We start from the raw sequence: 16,261 nt of genomic DNA, 5'->3' as shown, positions 1-16,261 counted from the left end.
TCAGCTGTCCTTGAGATAGGGCAATGCCTTGCGGAAGTAATCCCATCCCGTCAGCAATGTCAGCAGTGCCGCGATCCACAATCCCGTGATCCCCGCATACCATGACAGCATCATGCCCCAGTATTTCCAGACCAGGCCCAGCTCGTCCGGCAGATCACCCGTCAGCACCGCGTCACGGGTCTGGGCATCCATGCCAAAGGTCTGCATCCCGAGATAGTGCTCGAACGCGCCCGTTGCGAATAGCAGGGCAATCGCGATCATCTGCGCGGTGGTTTTCCATTTCGCCATCTGGGTCACCTTCAGCGTCCCGGCGGTATCCCCCAAAAATTCACGCAGGCCCGATACGAAAACTTCACGGAAAATGATCAGCGTGGCAGGCAACAGGATCCACGGATTCATGCCTGAAAATCCGGTAATTACGACCAGGGCAATCACCACCATCGCCTTGTCCGCGATCGGATCCAGCATCGCACCCAGCTTGGTTTCCTGCCCCCAGGCCCGCGCCAGATAGCCGTCCAGAAAATCCGTCAATGCTGCGCTACTGAACAACAACAGCGCGAACCAATCCGCCCAAGGCCGGTTGAAATACAAAAACATGATCGCCACGGCAGGTGCCGCGAGCAGACGCAAGATCGTCAGGATATTCGGCAGGTTCAAGGTCATGGCGTAGTCATAGCCGGACCTGCCCACATACGCCAGATCACGCAGCGGGTCAGTGATCGCTGTTTTCGAAATATCCCGGGGGACGGCCGCAGGCCGGGGGGCAGCGCCCCCTCACCCGTTTTCGTGAAAGTAATCGTAGATCGTCTGGGCGATATTCTGACTGATACCATCAACGGCCTGCAAATCAGAGACATTGGCGCGCGCCACCGCCTTGGCCGATCCGAAATGCGCCAGCAGCGCACGCTTGCGCCCGGCACCCACGCCGGGCACGTCGTCCAGCGGCGTGGCCCCGATCGCCTTGGACCGTTTCGCGCGGTGCGTGCCGATGGCAAAACGGTGCACCTCGTCGCGCATCCGCTGAATGAAATACAGCACCGGATCGTTGTGGCGCAGCGCCATGACAGGTTTGCCAGTGCGGTGGAATTCTTCCTTGCCGGCATCGCGGTCGATGCCCTTGGCCACCCCGACCATAGGCACATCGCCGACGCCGAGTTCTTCCATGATCTCGCGCACGGCGCTGACCTGCCCTGCCCCGCCGTCGATCAGCAACAGGTCGGGCCAGCTGCCTGCCTGCCGGTCAGGATCCTCTTTCAGCAGGCGCTGGAACCGGCGGGTCAGCACCTCTTTCATCATGCCGAAATCATCACCGGGCGTCAGGTCATCGCCGCGGATGTTGAACTTGCGGTACTGGTTTTTCTCGAACCCTTCTGGCCCCACGACAACCATCGCACCCACCGCATGCGCCCCCTGGATATGAGAGTTGTCGTAAACTTCGACCCGCTGCGGCACCTTTGGCAGATCGAATGCTTCGGCGACGCCTTTCAACAGCCGGCCTTGCGTCGCCGTCTCGCTCATCTTGCGGGCCAGGCTTTCGCGGGCGTTGCGCAGCGCACCTTGCACAAGGTCGGCCTTTTCACCGCGCTGCGGCACGATGATCTCGACCTTGCGGCCCAGGCGGTCGGACAACGCCTGCACCATCAGGTCATCGTTATCCAGACCGTGGCTCAGGATCAGCGCGCGCGGCGGGTCACGGTCGGAATAGAATTGCCCGACAAAGGCTTCGATCACCTCTGACGGGTCCTCGTCGCCGCTGATCCGGGGGTAATAGTCGTGATTGCCCCAGTTCTGACCGGCGCGGATGAAAAACACCTGCACGCAGGCCTGCCCGCCGTCGATATGCAGGCCCATGACATCGGCTTCTTCGACATTCTTGGGGTTGATGCCCTGGGTCGATTGCACCTGCGTCAGCGCTTTGATCCGGTCGCGCATGGCAGCGGCGCGTTCGAATTCCATCGCCTCGGATGCGGCATTCATGTCCGCGGCCAGTTTTTCCTGAATCCCCTTGGTCCGGCCTTGCAGAAATGCCTGCGCGTCCTTCACCGACCGTGCGTAGTCCTCAGGGCTGATATGCCCGACACAAGGACCGCTGCACCGTTTGATCTGGTATTGCAGGCAAGGTCGCGTGCGCGTCTCGAAATCCTGATCGGTGCAGTTGCGCAGTAAAAACACGCGCTGCAACTGGTTCAGCGTGCGGTTCACGGCACCAGCACCCGCAAAGGGACCGTAATAGTCGCCCTTTTCCTTTTTCGCTCCGCGATGTTTCTTGATCTGCGGATAGGCGTGGCCTGTCGTGACCAGAATGTTGGGAAAGGATTTGTCGTCACGCAACAGCACGTTGTAGCGCGGCTTGAGCTGCTTGATCAGGTTCTGCTCCAGCAGCAGCGCCTCGGTTTCCGTCTTGGTCGTCAGGAACATCATCGACGACGTTTCCTGGATCATCCGCGCGATCCGGCGTGAATGCTGCGGCGACGGTCGGGAATAATTGCTCACCCGCGCCTTTAGATTGCGCGCCTTGCCGACATACAGAACCCGGCTTTCGTCATCGAGCATGCGATAAACACCGGGCGAGGAATCCAGCGTCCGCAGATAGGATGCGATCAGTTCATAGCCAGTCTTGGCGGGTTTGCTCTTGGCGTCGGTCATTCCAGGGTCCGTCAGATGGTCCGCGATTCGAGGCCGCCGTGTAACGATAACCGCGCCATCGCAAGATTAAAGGCATCCACCGTTTCTGTGGATAACTCCGTGGGCAAAAGCCTGTGAGGTGGGAAAAAGTTAACGATTACGTCGACTTCAGCAACCTGCCTTATTTTGAGGCACAGATTTAACACATTGAAATTAAATGCATTATTTATTACAGATTTGTAAACTGCTGTTGTTAAACAGAATTTATTAACGCTACGGAAGGCTGCAAGCCAAAGTGCACAACTCAAGTGTCAGGCTACTCTGACACCATCGCATCGGGCGTTTCCCACCCCAGATGCTGACCGCCGTCCACGGTCATCAACTGCCCCGTGACGGCGCGTGCGTCCAGCAGGTAACCCAGCGCTGCGACGATCTCTTGCGGACTTGCGCCACGCGACAGCACCGTTGCGGCGCGCTGCTGCGCGAAATCCGACGAAGATTGCCGTGCGCCCTGCAACGTCGGTCCGGGTGCGATTGCGTTGACCCGGACGCGGGGGGCCAGCGCCTGTGCGCTAGTCTGGGTCAGGGTCCACAATGCCGCCTTGGCCAGCGTGTAGGTCGTGAACTGGGGCGTCAGTTTCAGCACGCGTTGGTCGACCATGTTCACGATCAGACCTTGCGCCAGCGGCTCGCCCCGATCGTCGGGTTGCGGTTCCGCAACCTGGGCTGCAAACCCTTGGGTCAGGACGAACGGCGCGCGCAGATTGCTGCCCATGTGCCGGTCCCAACTCTCGCGCGTGGCGGTTTCAAAATCGTCACCCTCAAAGATGGAGGCATTGTTGATCAACACCGTCAGCGGCCCGCCCAATGCGCGGGCGGCATCGGGGATCAACGCCGCGGTCGGCCCGTCGTCCAGCAGATCGGCCCTCAGGCAGACCGCCTGCCGGCCCATGGCGCGGACCATGTCCGCCACCTCTTGCGCGGCATCCGCCGAGGTATTGTAGTGGATAGCCACGTCATAACCCCGAGCAGCCAGCCCCAGCACCATCGCACGTCCCAGCCGCGCGCCCCCGCCTGTCACCAACGCACGGGTCACAGCAGCGACCAGACATAGACGATATAGCCCAGCGTCAGCGCCACGCCCCAGATCCGGGTGATGTTCATCCGCATGAAGACGAACGGGATCAGCAGCAAGGACGCACCGGCCATGACCCACAGATCGAACCGCAGGAATTGGGCATCCACGGGGATCGGTCCGAACAGCGTCGCAATGCCGATGATGGCGAGCAAGTTGAACATGTTTGACCCGATCACGTTGCCCAGGGCCACATCGGCCTGGCGGCGCAGGGCCGCCATGACGGTCGTCGCCAGTTCGGGCAAAGACGTGCCAAGCGCCACGAGCGTCAGCCCGATCACACTGTCCGACAGGCCGAAATCCTTCGCGATCGTGGTGGCACCCCGGATCAGCATTTCAGCACCGACCGGCAGACCGATGAGGCCGGCGATCAGGAACACCGCAATCAATGTCCCACTCATCTCTGGGTCTGCACCCTCGAGATCGTCGGTATCGTCCAGTGCCGCGGCAGCGGCGTCTGCTGCACGCGCGCGGCGCGCCTGCTGGAAAGACCAGCCGAGCATCAGAGCGAGGCCCACCAGCAGGATCACACCCGAAATCCAGGTCAGCACACCCAGAAAGCACAACGCGATAAACAAGGCAGAGGCGACCAGCATCTGCACGTAGCTGGACCGTGTGTCATGTTCCGCCGTGTGCATCGTTGCCAGCAACGCAGGCACGCCCAGAACCAGCAAAATGTTGGCGGTGTTCGACCCCACGACATTGCCCAGCGCCAGCCCCGGCACACCGTCGATCACGGATTTCACGGAAATCAGCAGCTCTGGCGCGGATGTGCCGAACGCCACGATTGTCAGCGACACGATCAGCGCGGGCACACCCAGCCGCAGCGACAGGTTGACCGCGCCCTTGACCAAGGCGTCACCTGCAAACAGCAGAATTACCAGACCCACGACGACAAGAATCCATTCCATCAGGGATGCCCTTTTTCACAGGGGCAAGGCCCCTTGCCGATGCGGTAGCGACCGCAGTTTTTACATTTGGCGTCTGCCAGCCGTTGCTGCCCCGGAAAGCGCAGCTTGCCGAAAATGCCAAGCACGACCATGCCGACCAGAAACATGGCGACCGCCTTGATGATCATCTACAGACCGAACCGTGCAAATGCGGCGCGGTCCTCGACCGTGCCGATTGCGTCGCCAATGATCCGCGCGCCCAGACGCTGAAACAGCGACTTTTTCGGGCCATAGCGGCGGAACCGCGTCTTGTCGCCGAATTCAGCCTTCATCACCGGGATCAGGTGACCCAGACCGTCGACCAGACCCTTGTCCACCGCCTTTTGCCCGATCCAGACCTCGCCGGAAAAGATCGCAGGATCATCGTCCAGATGCGCCTCGCGGCGGGATTTGACGTAGTCGATGAAAATGCCGTGCAGATCGTCCAGCCAGCCCTTCAGCCGAGTGACGTCCTCTTCTTTTTCGGGGCGGAACGGGTCCAGCATGGATTTCGACGTCCCCGCCGTATGCACCCGACGTTCCACGCCGTAGCGCCCGATCAGGTCATGCAGGCCAAAGCCTGCGGAAATCACGCCGATGGACCCCACGATACTGCCCTGATCGGCATAGATTTCATCCGCAGCGCAGGCCAGCCAGTAACCGCCAGAGGCGGCCACGTCCTCGACAAAGGCATAGACCGGAACGTTCTTTTCCTGCGACAGCCGCCGGATCCGTGCTGCGATCAACGATGACTGCACGGGGCTGCCGCCTGGACAGTTGATCTGCAAGGCAACGGCCTTGGGACTGCCCTTGGTAAAGGCTTTTTGCAGCACTGCCGCGAGGCTGGGGTCGTCCAGACCACGCCCGGTGGTCGTGATCGCGCCTTGCAGGCGCACCACATTCACCACGGGATCGGATTTCATAAACGGGAGGATGTTTTTCATCCCCCCGATCTAGGCTCCCGACGGTCCGCCGACAAGGCTTACTGGCGGATGCGCCAGCCAGTGCGGAAAATCCACCATATCGCAGCCATGCAGGCGGCCATGAAAAACGCGATCGCTGCAAGGCTGATCGCCACAGGCACATCCGCCGTTCCGAAAAATGCCCATCGGAACCCTGAAATCAGATAGACCACCGGGTTGAACATCGTGATCGTCTGCCAGACCGGCGGCAGCATCGTGACCGAATAGAATGACCCGCCCAGAAACACGAGTGGCGTGATCACCAGCAAGGGGATCAGTTGCAGCTGTTCGAAATTCCCCGCCCAGATGCCGATTATGAACCCCAGAAGGGCGAAACTGACGCAGGTCATCAACAAAAACGCGATCATCGCGAACGGATGCTGCACCGTGATATCGACGAAAAAGAACGCTGTGACAAAAATGATCACACCGATGAACAACGCCTTGGTCGCCGCAGCCCCCACATAGCCCAAGGTGATTTCCAGAAAATTCACGGGTGCCGACAGCAGTTCATAGATCGTGCCGATGAATTTCGGGAAATAGATGCCAAAACTGGCGTTGCTGGTCGCCTGCGTCATGACCGACAGCATGATCAGCCCCGGCACGATGAACGCGCCATAGCTGACATCCTCGACCGTTTCGATCCGGCTGCCGATGGCCGTGCCGAACACCACGAAATACAACGACGTCGACAGCACCGGACTGATCAGTGACTGCGTCAGTGTCCGGAAAAAGCGGGCCATCTCGAACACATAGATGGCGCGGATCGCGGTCCAGTTCATGCGCTTTGCTCCTTGACCAGCGTGGTAAAGATTTCTTCCAGGCTGGATTGTTGGGTTTGCAGGTCCGCCATCCGCAGGCCCGCTGCGTCGAGGTCGTTCAACACGGTGCGGATACCGGTCCGTTCGGCGCGCGTGTCATAGGTATATGTGACGGCCCGACCATTCGGGGCCAGCACCAGATCATATTTCATCAATGCGTCCGGAATGGTCTCTACCGGTTCGACCAGATCAACACGCAACTCCTTGCGGCCCATCTGCGACATCATTTCGTCCTTGTTCTGGACCAGCAGGATTTCACCCTTGCTGATGATGCCCACACGATCGGCGATCGCCTCGGCCTCTTCGATGTAATGCGTGGTCAGGATGATCGTCACGCCATGCGCCTTGAGGTCGGCCACGACGTTCCACATGTCCTTGCGCAGCTCGACATCGACACCGGCTGTCGGTTCGTCCAGAAACAGGACCCTTGGTTCATGCGCCAGCGCCTTGGCGATCAGGACCCGGCGTTTCATGCCGCCCGACAGCTCCTTGATCTTGGATTTGGCCTTGTCATCGAGACTGAGCATTTTCAGAACCTCCGCCACACGGGCCGGGTCCTTTTTCTTGCCGAACAACCCGCGCGAAAACGATACGGTGTTTTCGACCGTCTCAAAGGGTTCGAGATTGATCTCTTGCGGCACCAGGCCGATCAGACTGCGGGCCGCGCGGTAATCCGTCACCGTGTCATGACCACCGACCATGATTTTTCCCGCCGTCGGGACGGTTATGCCGCAAACGGTCGAAATCAGCGTGGTCTTGCCCGCACCGTTCGGCCCCAGCAACGCCAGGATTTCGCCCTCGGCGATATCCAGATCGACGCCGCGCAGTGCGACAAATCCACTATCGTAGGCCTTGTGCAGGTTCTTGATGGAAACGATGGCATTCATCGGGGACGTCCTTTGCCAATTTGCCGCACACTACACAGGCGCTCACCAATGGCAAAGCTGCAATGCCGCACAGTCGCAGCACAGCTGACGCGCACCAACTTGCCCTATGGTCAAGCTGCATTAGGTCAAATGACACAGTAACAAACAGAGGATCGCGCAATGGCACAGTCAACACAAAGACCCGGCAGCCGCTTGATGGATCGGCCTGAATACAAGTCCAAGCCAAAGCCACTGACGCGCAGCCCCGAAACCACGGTCTTTGATGCCGTGGCCGCAATGTCGGACAAGAATTATGGCTCTGTGATGGTGGTCGATGCCGCTGACAAGGTAATCGGCGTCGTGACGGAACGCGACGTGATGAACAAACTGGTTGGCAAGGGCATGGACGCCAAGACGACCAAGCTGTCGGACATCATGACCGCCAACCCGCGACTGGCGGTGGAAACAGACGACGTGACTGACTGGATGCGCCAGATGTCGAATGAACGGTTCCGCCGCCTGCCCGTCGTCGACGCCGAAGGCCGGATCAAGGTGGTCTTCACCCAGGGCGACTTTGTGTCCTACAGCTGGCCCGAACTGATCTATCAGGCGCGCTCGATGGCAACGGCGAACGTGACGCGCAATTTCCCCTACTACCTGATCGGCGGTGGTATCGCGCTGTATTCCATCATCATGGTGATCGTCGTCAGCATGCTCTGACACCTGCCGGGAACGTCCAAAACCAAAGGGCCGGGGATTTTCCCCCGGCCCTTTGCCCATCAGAAGTTGAGCGAGATATCCCGGTGCCGCGCGGAACAACCCGCGACATACAGTGCCGTCTCGCGGGGCAAACGTGACTGCTGACGCAGACCGATGGTCCCCTGGATCGCCTCGTCATAGGCAATCAGGCCGGGCAAAAGCTCGGTCGCAGCGCGGGTCCGCCATGCGACTTCGGCCGCGAACAGTTCCTGGGCCTCGACCACGTATTCCAGACCGCGCTCGGGATCGGGCGACCTGTCGTCGATCTCGTTGCGGGCATCCGACAAGAGGCCCCGGATATCGCGGGCACCCTCGACATCGCCCAGCGCACTCTCGACTTCGCGGAACCGGACATCGGCGGTTTCCGCATCCATCGTCAGCGCATCAGCGGCAAGCGCGTCGATCTGCGGACCCAATGCCGCCAGCGCGTCAACCGAGGCGATGATGGCGCGCAGTTCCGGCACCGGTTCATAGGCCTGGTCGACAGTCCGGCGGTAAATATTGCGCGCCGTCTGGTTTTCCCGGTTCAGCACGGCATAGGCTTCTTGCGTTTCGGGCCAGGTTTCCGGGATCTGTGCCAGCAGCGCATCGCGCTCTGCCTCCAGCATGTCGGCGCGGGCCAACTGTGCCTCTGGGTCGCCGAACCCACGCGAGGCCCGCAAACGCAGATCTTCGATTTCGGGCTCCAGCATGCGGGCGTCACGTTCCAGTGCCCGCACAAAGGTATGCGGCTCGCGGTAGTCCTCGGCGGCAGCGTACTGTGCTGCGGTCGCATCCACGATGCGTTGCATCATCGGCATCGCCTGTTCGGCCTTGTCCAGACCATCGGTCCAGTCGTCAATCAGATCCTCCGGCAGATAGGACACGTCCAACGCACGCGCCTGCTGGATCGCCGAAGAAATCGTCGCTGAATTCGCCGCGAATTGTTCGGCCACGAATTCCTCGATGCAATACTGCAATGCCGGGTTCACCGGAGGCGGCGCGTTTTCCGATATGAGCGAGGTCCGGGCGGGCAGATAGTTCACCAGCGGCGGGTTGAACGCCACGATGACCAATGCCGCAAGCTGCAAGCCGATAAAGGCCACGACCCCCTTGTAGATCTGGATGGTCTTGACCGCCGCTGGTGCGACACCGCGCAGGTAGAACAGTGCAAATCCGAACGGCGGTGTCAGGAACGACGTCTGAATGTTCAGACCGATCATCACCCCCAGCCAGACGGCCGTGATATTCGCCTCCGGGTCGGCCAGCAGGATCGGTGCCACGATCGGCACCACGACGACCGCGATCTCGATAAAGTCGAGGAAGAAGCCCAGCACAAAGATCACCACCATGACGATGATGAATTTCGTCCAGAATCCCCCCGGCAGACCTTCGAGGAAGTGTTTGACCAGTTCCTCGCCGCCAAAGGCGCGGAAGGCCGCGGTCAGCATGGCCGCACCCAGCAGGATGATGAACACCAGCGATGTCGTCTTGGCCGTTTCGACCATGACACCGCGCAGCGCGTCTTCGTTAAAGAATGCACGGATACCCGACCAGATGATCGAGATCGTCAGCAGAGCAACGCCGACGGCCGCGATGGTGACACCGGTGCGGTCCTCTGCGGTCTGCATGTTCAGCACGTTGGTGTCGTAGTTGGACAGGGCGTAGGTCACGACACCCAGACCGACGATGGCAATGATGGCGGGCGTGAACCTCTGACCGCGCCCTTCGGGATGCAGGCGATATCCGGCCATGATCATGGCACCCACCGCACCGATGGCCCCGGCCTGGTTGACCGTGGCGATACCCGCGATGATCGACCCCAGCACCAGCAGGATCAGCGCCAGCGGCGGGATCATCGCCAGCAGCACGTTGCCCAGGAACGCCGTGTCGTATTTGCCCTCGTAGGGAACGGCGGGTGCCAGTTTGGGCCGCACGATCGCCACCACGAGGATGAACACGATATAAAGCAGGACCAGCAGCAGGCCGGGGATCATGGCCCCCAGGAACATGTCACCGGCGGATGTGGAACTGACCGCGAATTCCGTCGGCATCGACAACTCGCCGGTCGACGACCGGTACAGGGCCTGACGCGCCTGCCCGGCCTGATCGACGGCACTGGCCAACTGGTCGGCCAGAATGATCAGCACGATGGATGGCGGAATGATCTGTCCCAATGTCCCCGAGGCCGCAATCGTACCCGTGGACAGCGCATTGGAATATCCGTTGCGCATCATCGCTGGCAGGGAAATCATCCCCATCGCGACCACCGTCGCCCCCACGATACCCGTGGTTGCAGCCAGCAGCGCACCGACGACAACGACCGAAATGCCCAGACCACCCGGTACCGGACCGAACAGCTGCGCCATGGTGACCAGCAGATCCTCGGCGATCTTGGACCGCTGCAACATGATCCCCATGAAAATGAACAGCGGAATGGCGATCAGCGTATCCCGTTCGGGTTCCCAATAGACCCCGCGCAGGTTCGTAACACCCGCCGACAGCCATTGTGACGGCCCAGAGTTCGAGAAATACACCGATGTATCACCGTCAAAGACGTAGCCCGTCGCGGCGGCAGCACCGATTGTCAGGATGGCGGCACCGGGCAGCGCGAACGCCACCGGATAGCCCGACCCAAGCGCCCCGGCCATGATGACGACCAGCATCAAAAGGAAGAAAAGTTCCATATCAGTATCCCTTGGATGCGATTACATCGTGCCGGCGTGCGCGTCGCGCCCGCCCGGCTCACCGCGTTTGTCAGCGATGGAATCCATGAATTGCGCCACGAACTGCACCATCATCGTGATCGCAAAGACAGCGAGGAAACCCGCCATGAAATATTTGACGTAGAGGCCAAAGCCCGCCTGCGTCACCTCGAAAACCAGGATCGGACCAACGATCACGCTGCTCGCCGTGCCAAAGCCCACGATCAGGATCGTCCAGCACAGTGTCATCCCCATGATGACGGCACCGACAGAATTGACGCGTCCCTTTGTTTCGCGCCGCATCGAGGCGTAGAACAGGTCGACGCGCACGTGACCATCCTCGAGCAGGGTATAGGCCGAGGCGAACAGGAACAGCGCCCCGTACCAGAACCGCACCAGGTCCGACAGAAACGCCTGTTCGTAGGAAAACACAAAGCGGCTGAACACGATGGCCAGTTCGGCAATCACAACCATCAGGGTCAACCAGGTAAACCCAAGCCCCCGGGTCACAGCACCAATGACGATACCCAGAATAATCAGCGGCACATGTAGGTAAACGCCGCGGAAATCGGCCCGCGCGAGGTTGCTGGCGAGGTCATCGCCGACAATCCCATCGAGAAAGCCCTGCACGCGCAAGAACGACAGGATCGAATCCCCGATCCCGACCAGCAGAACCACCCAGAACGCGGCCCGCACCAGAAAGCGGTTGAAATCACTGATCCGCGCCGCGTCCGCCCGCAGACTAACGTCAGGGCTGCGAAGCACGTACAAAACAGCGACAGCTGCCAGCACAGCAAAAACTGCGACCTGCACCAGGGACAGCGGGTTTTCCAGCCCGGCGGTGACACCCGGAAAATCGAACCAGAAGTTCAGAACAACGTTGACCATGTATCCGGCCGTCACAGCCAAGACCAGCCATCCGAACCCGCGCGCGACCAGTGCACGCGACGCTGACTCTTTTTCCATTCCAGTGTCTCCTGAAAATTTGTGTCTGATATCCGATCAGGGCAGACATGATATCTGCCCTGATCTGTCCCACCCCAGACCGGGCGGGGTCAGTCCCGGTGGGACGATTTAGATGTCCAGAATGCGGTTACGCTTCGTGACATAGGGTGCGTCCGAAAGGTTCGACCAGGCACCGACCGACGCGCGCGCGTTCAGGTGGCTGTCGAAAATTTCGGCGGCCAGCGGGCTGTGATCGCGTGCTTCCTCGATCACCTCGGCAGAGGCCGAACCAAAGGCCTCGTAGACGTCATCGTTGAATTCACGCAGTTCCACGCCGTATTCGTTGATCAGACGGTTGAGGTAGACACCGTTGTTGGCATTGGCTTCTGCCATGGACACGGCGTTTTCCTCGGCACAGGCGACCTTGATGATTTCCTGATCGATGGACGACAGACCCGACCACCAAGACTTGTTCATCCCCAGGCAAAGCTGCGAGCCGGGCTCGTGGAAACCGGGCCAGTAGTAGTACTGTGCCGCTTCATAGAGCTTGAGGAAGAAGTCGTTCCAGGGACCGACCCATTCGGTGGCATCAATCGCACCCGAGACAAGGTTTTCGTAGATCTGGCCGCCGGGAACGGACACAGGCGAGCCGCCCAGCTTGGCGATCACGTCGCCGCCCAGTCCGGGGATACGCATTTTCAGGCCGCGCAGGTCATCGGCGGATTCAATTTCCTTGTTGAACCAGCCGCCCATCTGAACGCCCGTGTTGCCCGCCGGAAAGCCGATGACGCCGAATTCGTCGCCCAGCTTTTCATACAATTCCTGACCGCCGCCGAATTTCATCCAGGCGTCGATTTCCGTATAGGTCAGACCCATCGGGATCGCGGTGAACGGCGACCAGCCGGCGTGCTTGCCCTTCCAGTAGTAGTCGGCACCGATATAGGCCTGAGAGTTGCCGGAGGCGACTTCGTCAAAGCTGTCGAACGCACCGACGCGTTCGCCTGCCGCAAAGTAATTGACGGCGATGCGACCTTCGGTCAGCGCCTCGATCCGTGCGGCCAAGCGCTGCGCGCTCGTGCCCAGGCCAGGAAAGTCACGCGGCCATGTGGACACGATGTTCATTTCGGTCGCCGATTGCGCCAGTGCCGGTGTGGCCAGCGCAGTCGCCGCGCCACCAATGGCAGCGGACGTCAGAAATTGTCTGCGTTTCATATAGAATTCCTCCTGTTGGGCAGGCCCATCCTCCAGGCCTTCGCCTCGCACGACTATAAGGACAGTCCGCAACCGGTCCAGCATGAATTTTAGGCAATCGATGCCAAAGACCGGTTTGTCGCAGGGCCGACAAAAACTTCGCCTCGACATGCAGATTTCCGCTTTACGCCCCAAAACCACACCGCTATAGAGCCCGCAGGTTTTCCGACGTAGCTCAGCGGTAGAGCAGTTGACTGTTAATCAATTGGTCGTAGGTTCGATCCCTACCGTCGGAGCCATAATAAGCCCTCTACGTCAGTGACTTAGAGGGCTTTTTAATCTTTTAAGATACGATCTATGGGCAGTGGGGTAACACTTAGGGTAACAGAATTGCTTTTTGTCGCCCGATGATCAGACTGCATGCTCAGATCAACAAACATACGCTTCAGACTGCGGTTCTCGTCTTTAAGGCTATTCATCTGGCTGATCATGGACGCATCCCTGCCGCCATACTTCGCGCGCCATTTCTTAAAATATGTCATGCTCGCGGCACAGCTCAGCCACCGGCACGCAGCCTTCAGCTTGGAGCAGGATTGAAAGGATCTGGGTTTCGTTAAATCTCGTCATCTCAATCAAAATCTCCTCACGTATCTTGCTGAAAAATTCTACATCCGCATCCCCTTAGTTTTGGGGAGGATTACCCTCGGGTATTAACGGCTTACAAGCGCTGCTTAGTTACAGGGCTCAGCGAAACCGCACTACTTGTCGCCTCGCACATAAAGCCGTGGAGAGATTGCCGCGAAAATCCCGACGATTGCTTGAATCCAGACAACGCTCTTTTGCTCTCACCAAACTGGGACACACTGTTCGATAAGGGCTTCATCAGCTTCGCGGATGGCGGCGCTCTGCTGATTTCTAAGCGCTTGTCGGAAGCCTCCCGAAGATCATTAGGGATTGAGGCCCTGAACGTCTCTCTGAGCGAGCGGCAAAGATATTACCTCATTCATCACCGCTCACTTCATGGTTTCGAATAGACTTAGAGATCGGCCCTTAGCGGTTATTCATCGCCGGACCCTACGCTGCAATGCAGATTACCCAGAACAGCCATTAATGCATTGCGCGGCATTTTCAGGCACCCAAGGCCTGTAAAGCGGACACTCCTGCCGTTCGTTGCAGATGCCAAAGTTTGTGTTGTGCTGGTGCAGCGGATATCAACTTGAGTGGGGAGTTGTCATACGTTGCCCCGGTGAAGCAATGGCTTGAACCGCGCCGGGTTTGCCGGAGATTGCAGATTCTGATCGCTACCTTGGTCGAACGGACTTTATTGCACTGACCACGTAACGGTGTTCCGAGCGGCGCAGGAGCGATTTTCGCCAGCCCAGTTGTGCCGCTTGTGCCCTGTGGACCGGGCCAAGGCGGCGGTCGATGCGGACCTGCGCAAACCCTGCATCGGTCAGCAGGCTGGCAACGGCCTCGGCCCGCGCGCCTCGCGAGAAATGGACCTGCGACAGAATCTCTTTGTGGCGTGCAGCGTTCCCATCACTGACCGCGCGTGCCAACAGGTTCGACAGCCGCGACAGCCAGCTTCGAGTTACGAAATCACCATCCACGATCAATAGCATCCCACCCGGCACGAGAACCCGCTTCCACTCTGCAAATGCTGCTGCCGGATCGACCAAGGTCCAGACCAGGTGGCGGGTCACGATCACGTCCATACTTTCCGGTGGCAGCGTCGTCCGTTCGACATCCGCTTCCAGGAAAGTCATGTCTGGCAATTTCGCACGCGCGCGGTCCAGCATCGGTCCGGACCAGTCGAGACCTGTCGTGTCAAAGCCCATCCTTTTGCAAAGGCGCGCAATTTCGCCAGTGCCAGAGGCGAGATCCAGCAACCTCCGCCCCCTTGCCGTGCCGAGGTGCCGGCGAAACAGCGCCGTCCAAGCAGCCATCTCGGCACCTTCGAAAATTTTGTGGCCCGGGTCGTCATCGAAGGTCGCGGCGCGGTCGGACCAGTATTCGCGGATATCGTCCCGGATGTTTCTGTTCGTCGCTTTTGCCGCGGTCATAGTGTCCCTCGCTTCATCTGTAACCGGTTTTTCTTTATCCGACTATTTTTATCAACCTATAACTTGACTAATTTAGTCGGATAAATTTAAGCCGTGAGGAGTTACCAAAAATAGGATACGGACATGACCCTTCGACGCGTGCTTGGTGCGACAGCGCTGACCCTTCTTCCCACCCTGGCGCTGGCAGAGCCCATCACCCTGACAGACATCGCCGGTCGAAAGGTGACATTGGATGGCCCTGCCGATCGCGTGATCCTAGGTGAAGGGCGTCAGATTTTTTTCGCGGCCGTGCTGGACGGCGAAGATCCCTTTCAGCGGGTGGTCGGCTGGCGTGACGACCTCCTTCAGGCGTCACCCGAAAGCTACGCGCTTTATGCTGAGAAATTTCCCCAGATCGCGGACATCCCCACGTTCGGCGGGTTCAAGGACGGCACCTTCGACATCGAACAGGCCGTGGCACTTGACCCCGACGTGATGATCCTCAACCTCGAGGCGAAGGCTGCCACGGACGAGGCAGGTTACGAGGAGAAACTGGCCAAAGTCGGTATCCCGATCGTCTATGTCGACTTCCGCGAAGAGCCATTCGTGCACACGTCGCAGTCGATGCAGATCATCGGCGAGATCTTTGGCAAGGAAGACCGCGCCGCAGAGTTCAATGCATTCTACGATGCCCAGATCGCCCGCGTCACAGATGTGATCGACGCCCAGACGAACCTCGACCGACCGCTTGTCTTCGTCGAACGCGCTGGTGGCTATTCCGAGGATTGCTGCATGTCCTTCGGCAACGCCAACTTCGGAACCTTTTTGGAACTCGCGGGGGGAGAGAATATGGCCGGTCCGTTCATCCCCGGCACTTTCGGCACGATCAACGCCGAGCAGATTATTGCGTCGAACCCCGACCAGATCATCGTGACAGGCGGCAATTGGGAAGCCTACGTGCCCGGTGGGGACTGGGTTGGCGTCGGGCCCGGCTCGGACGAGGCCGAGGCGCGGACCAAGCTGGCCGCCCTGATGCAGCGGCCCGGTTTTACCGGCGTCAAAGCGGTGGAAAACAGTCAGGTGCACGCGATCTGGCACCAGTTCTACAACAATCCTTACAGCTTTGTCGCCGTGCAGCAGCTGGCAAAGTGGATTCATCCCGAACTGTTCCCCGACCTCGACCCTGAGGCGACGCTGGCGGAACTTCATGCGCGCTTCCTGCCGATCGATTACCACCCCGGCTACTGGGTGTCGCTGAATGCATCCGACAAGTGAGCTGACGGGGCGGCTTGCGAGCCGTCC

15 protein-coding genes, 1 tRNA gene and 1 pseudogene are annotated in these 16,261 nt (G+C 59.5%); 4 read left to right on the top strand and 13 right to left on the bottom strand.

Annotated features, from left to right (window positions below):
- The 8 genes from pgsA to BMX27_RS14595 form a co-directional block, all read right to left on the bottom strand.
- Complete coding sequence (gene pgsA, locus BMX27_RS14625) at positions 1-663, bottom strand: CDP-diacylglycerol--glycerol-3-phosphate 3-phosphatidyltransferase (protein WP_090160782.1); 663 nt, start codon at positions 661-663, stop codon at positions 1-3.
- A 111-nt stretch (positions 664-774) separates the two neighbouring features.
- A complete protein-coding gene (gene uvrC, locus BMX27_RS14620) occupies positions 775-2,646 on the bottom strand; it encodes an excinuclease ABC subunit UvrC (protein WP_090160780.1) in 1,872 nt (623 codons plus the stop codon).
- 295 nt (positions 2,647-2,941) lie between these two features.
- Complete coding sequence (locus BMX27_RS14615) at positions 2,942-3,721, bottom strand: SDR family oxidoreductase (RefSeq protein ID WP_090160778.1); 780 nt, start codon at positions 3,719-3,721, stop codon at positions 2,942-2,944.
- Positions 3,718-4,674: a calcium/sodium antiporter gene (locus tag BMX27_RS14610; protein ID WP_090160776.1), complete on the bottom strand. Its 957-nt coding sequence runs from the start codon at positions 4,672-4,674 to the stop codon at positions 3,718-3,720. The genes BMX27_RS14615 and BMX27_RS14610 overlap by 4 nt, the downstream gene beginning before the upstream one ends.
- Positions 4,671-4,838 carry a hypothetical protein gene (locus BMX27_RS16915; RefSeq protein ID WP_177172740.1) on the bottom strand — a complete coding sequence of 56 codons (168 nt, stop codon included), beginning with the start codon at positions 4,836-4,838 and terminating at the stop codon, positions 4,671-4,673. Before BMX27_RS16915 ends, BMX27_RS14610 begins: the two co-directional genes overlap by 4 nt.
- Positions 4,839-5,633, bottom strand: coding sequence for a S49 family peptidase (locus BMX27_RS14605; protein WP_090160774.1), 795 nt, complete (start codon positions 5,631-5,633; stop codon positions 4,839-4,841).
- Between the two features lie 38 nt (positions 5,634-5,671).
- The gene (locus BMX27_RS14600) at positions 5,672-6,433 is read right to left on the bottom strand and encodes an ABC transporter permease (RefSeq protein WP_090160772.1); all 762 of its coding nucleotides are present in this window, start codon (positions 6,431-6,433) and stop codon (positions 5,672-5,674) included.
- A complete protein-coding gene (locus BMX27_RS14595; protein ID WP_090160770.1) occupies positions 6,430-7,359 on the bottom strand; it encodes an ABC transporter ATP-binding protein in 930 nt (309 codons plus the stop codon). The genes BMX27_RS14600 and BMX27_RS14595 overlap by 4 nt, the downstream gene beginning before the upstream one ends.
- A 159-nt stretch (positions 7,360-7,518) precedes the next feature.
- Here BMX27_RS14595 and BMX27_RS14590 point away from each other — a divergent pair, with 159 nt between their 5' ends.
- Positions 7,519-8,058 carry a CBS domain-containing protein gene (locus BMX27_RS14590; protein ID WP_090160768.1) on the top strand — a complete coding sequence of 180 codons (540 nt, stop codon included), beginning with the start codon at positions 7,519-7,521 and terminating at the stop codon, positions 8,056-8,058.
- Positions 8,059-8,117: 59 nt separating this feature from the next.
- Here BMX27_RS14590 and BMX27_RS14585 read toward each other — a convergent pair whose 3' ends face one another.
- The 3 genes from BMX27_RS14585 to BMX27_RS14575 all read right to left on the bottom strand — a co-directional run bounded on the left by BMX27_RS14585 (position 8,118) and on the right by BMX27_RS14575 (position 12,938).
- Positions 8,118-10,763: a TRAP transporter large permease gene (locus BMX27_RS14585; RefSeq protein WP_090160765.1), complete on the bottom strand. Its 2,646-nt coding sequence runs from the start codon at positions 10,761-10,763 to the stop codon at positions 8,118-8,120.
- Between the two features lie 21 nt (positions 10,764-10,784).
- Positions 10,785-11,747 carry a TRAP transporter small permease subunit gene (locus BMX27_RS14580; RefSeq protein ID WP_090160763.1) on the bottom strand — a complete coding sequence of 321 codons (963 nt, stop codon included), beginning with the start codon at positions 11,745-11,747 and terminating at the stop codon, positions 10,785-10,787.
- A gap of 108 nt (positions 11,748-11,855) precedes the next feature.
- Positions 11,856-12,938, bottom strand: coding sequence for a TRAP transporter substrate-binding protein (locus BMX27_RS14575; RefSeq protein ID WP_056036409.1), 1,083 nt, complete (start codon positions 12,936-12,938; stop codon positions 11,856-11,858).
- Positions 12,939-13,141: 203 nt separating this feature from the next.
- Here BMX27_RS14575 and BMX27_RS14570 point away from each other — a divergent pair.
- Positions 13,142-13,216, top strand: a tRNA-Asn gene (locus BMX27_RS14570).
- Positions 13,217-13,327: 111 nt separating this feature from the next.
- On the opposite strand, the pseudogene BMX27_RS17050 reads toward BMX27_RS14570, so the two are convergent.
- A pseudogene (locus tag BMX27_RS17050) lies at positions 13,328-13,550 on the bottom strand (transposase); the annotation flags it as partial.
- Between the two features lie 29 nt (positions 13,551-13,579).
- Here BMX27_RS17050 and BMX27_RS17145 point away from each other — a divergent pair.
- Entirely contained in the window at positions 13,580-13,951 is a 372-nt protein-coding gene (locus BMX27_RS17145) for an HNH endonuclease (protein WP_090160761.1), read from the top strand.
- A 267-nt stretch (positions 13,952-14,218) separates the two neighbouring features.
- Here BMX27_RS17145 and BMX27_RS14560 read toward each other — a convergent pair whose 3' ends face one another.
- Positions 14,219-14,980 (bottom strand): class I SAM-dependent methyltransferase, encoded by a 762-nt coding sequence (locus BMX27_RS14560; protein WP_090160759.1) that lies wholly within the window; start codon positions 14,978-14,980, stop codon positions 14,219-14,221.
- A gap of 123 nt (positions 14,981-15,103) precedes the next feature.
- On the opposite strand from BMX27_RS14560, the gene BMX27_RS14555 reads away from it, so the two are divergent.
- Positions 15,104-16,234 carry an ABC transporter substrate-binding protein gene (locus tag BMX27_RS14555; protein WP_090160757.1) on the top strand — a complete coding sequence of 377 codons (1,131 nt, stop codon included), beginning with the start codon at positions 15,104-15,106 and terminating at the stop codon, positions 16,232-16,234.
- The last annotated feature ends 27 nt before the right edge of the window (positions 16,235-16,261 follow it).

This window comes from Loktanella sp. DSM 29012 (assembly GCF_900110705.1).
Taxonomy (GTDB): Bacteria; Pseudomonadota; Alphaproteobacteria; order Rhodobacterales; family Rhodobacteraceae; genus Loktanella; species Loktanella gaetbuli.
This window is presented reverse-complemented; position numbering and strand designations above follow the sequence as displayed.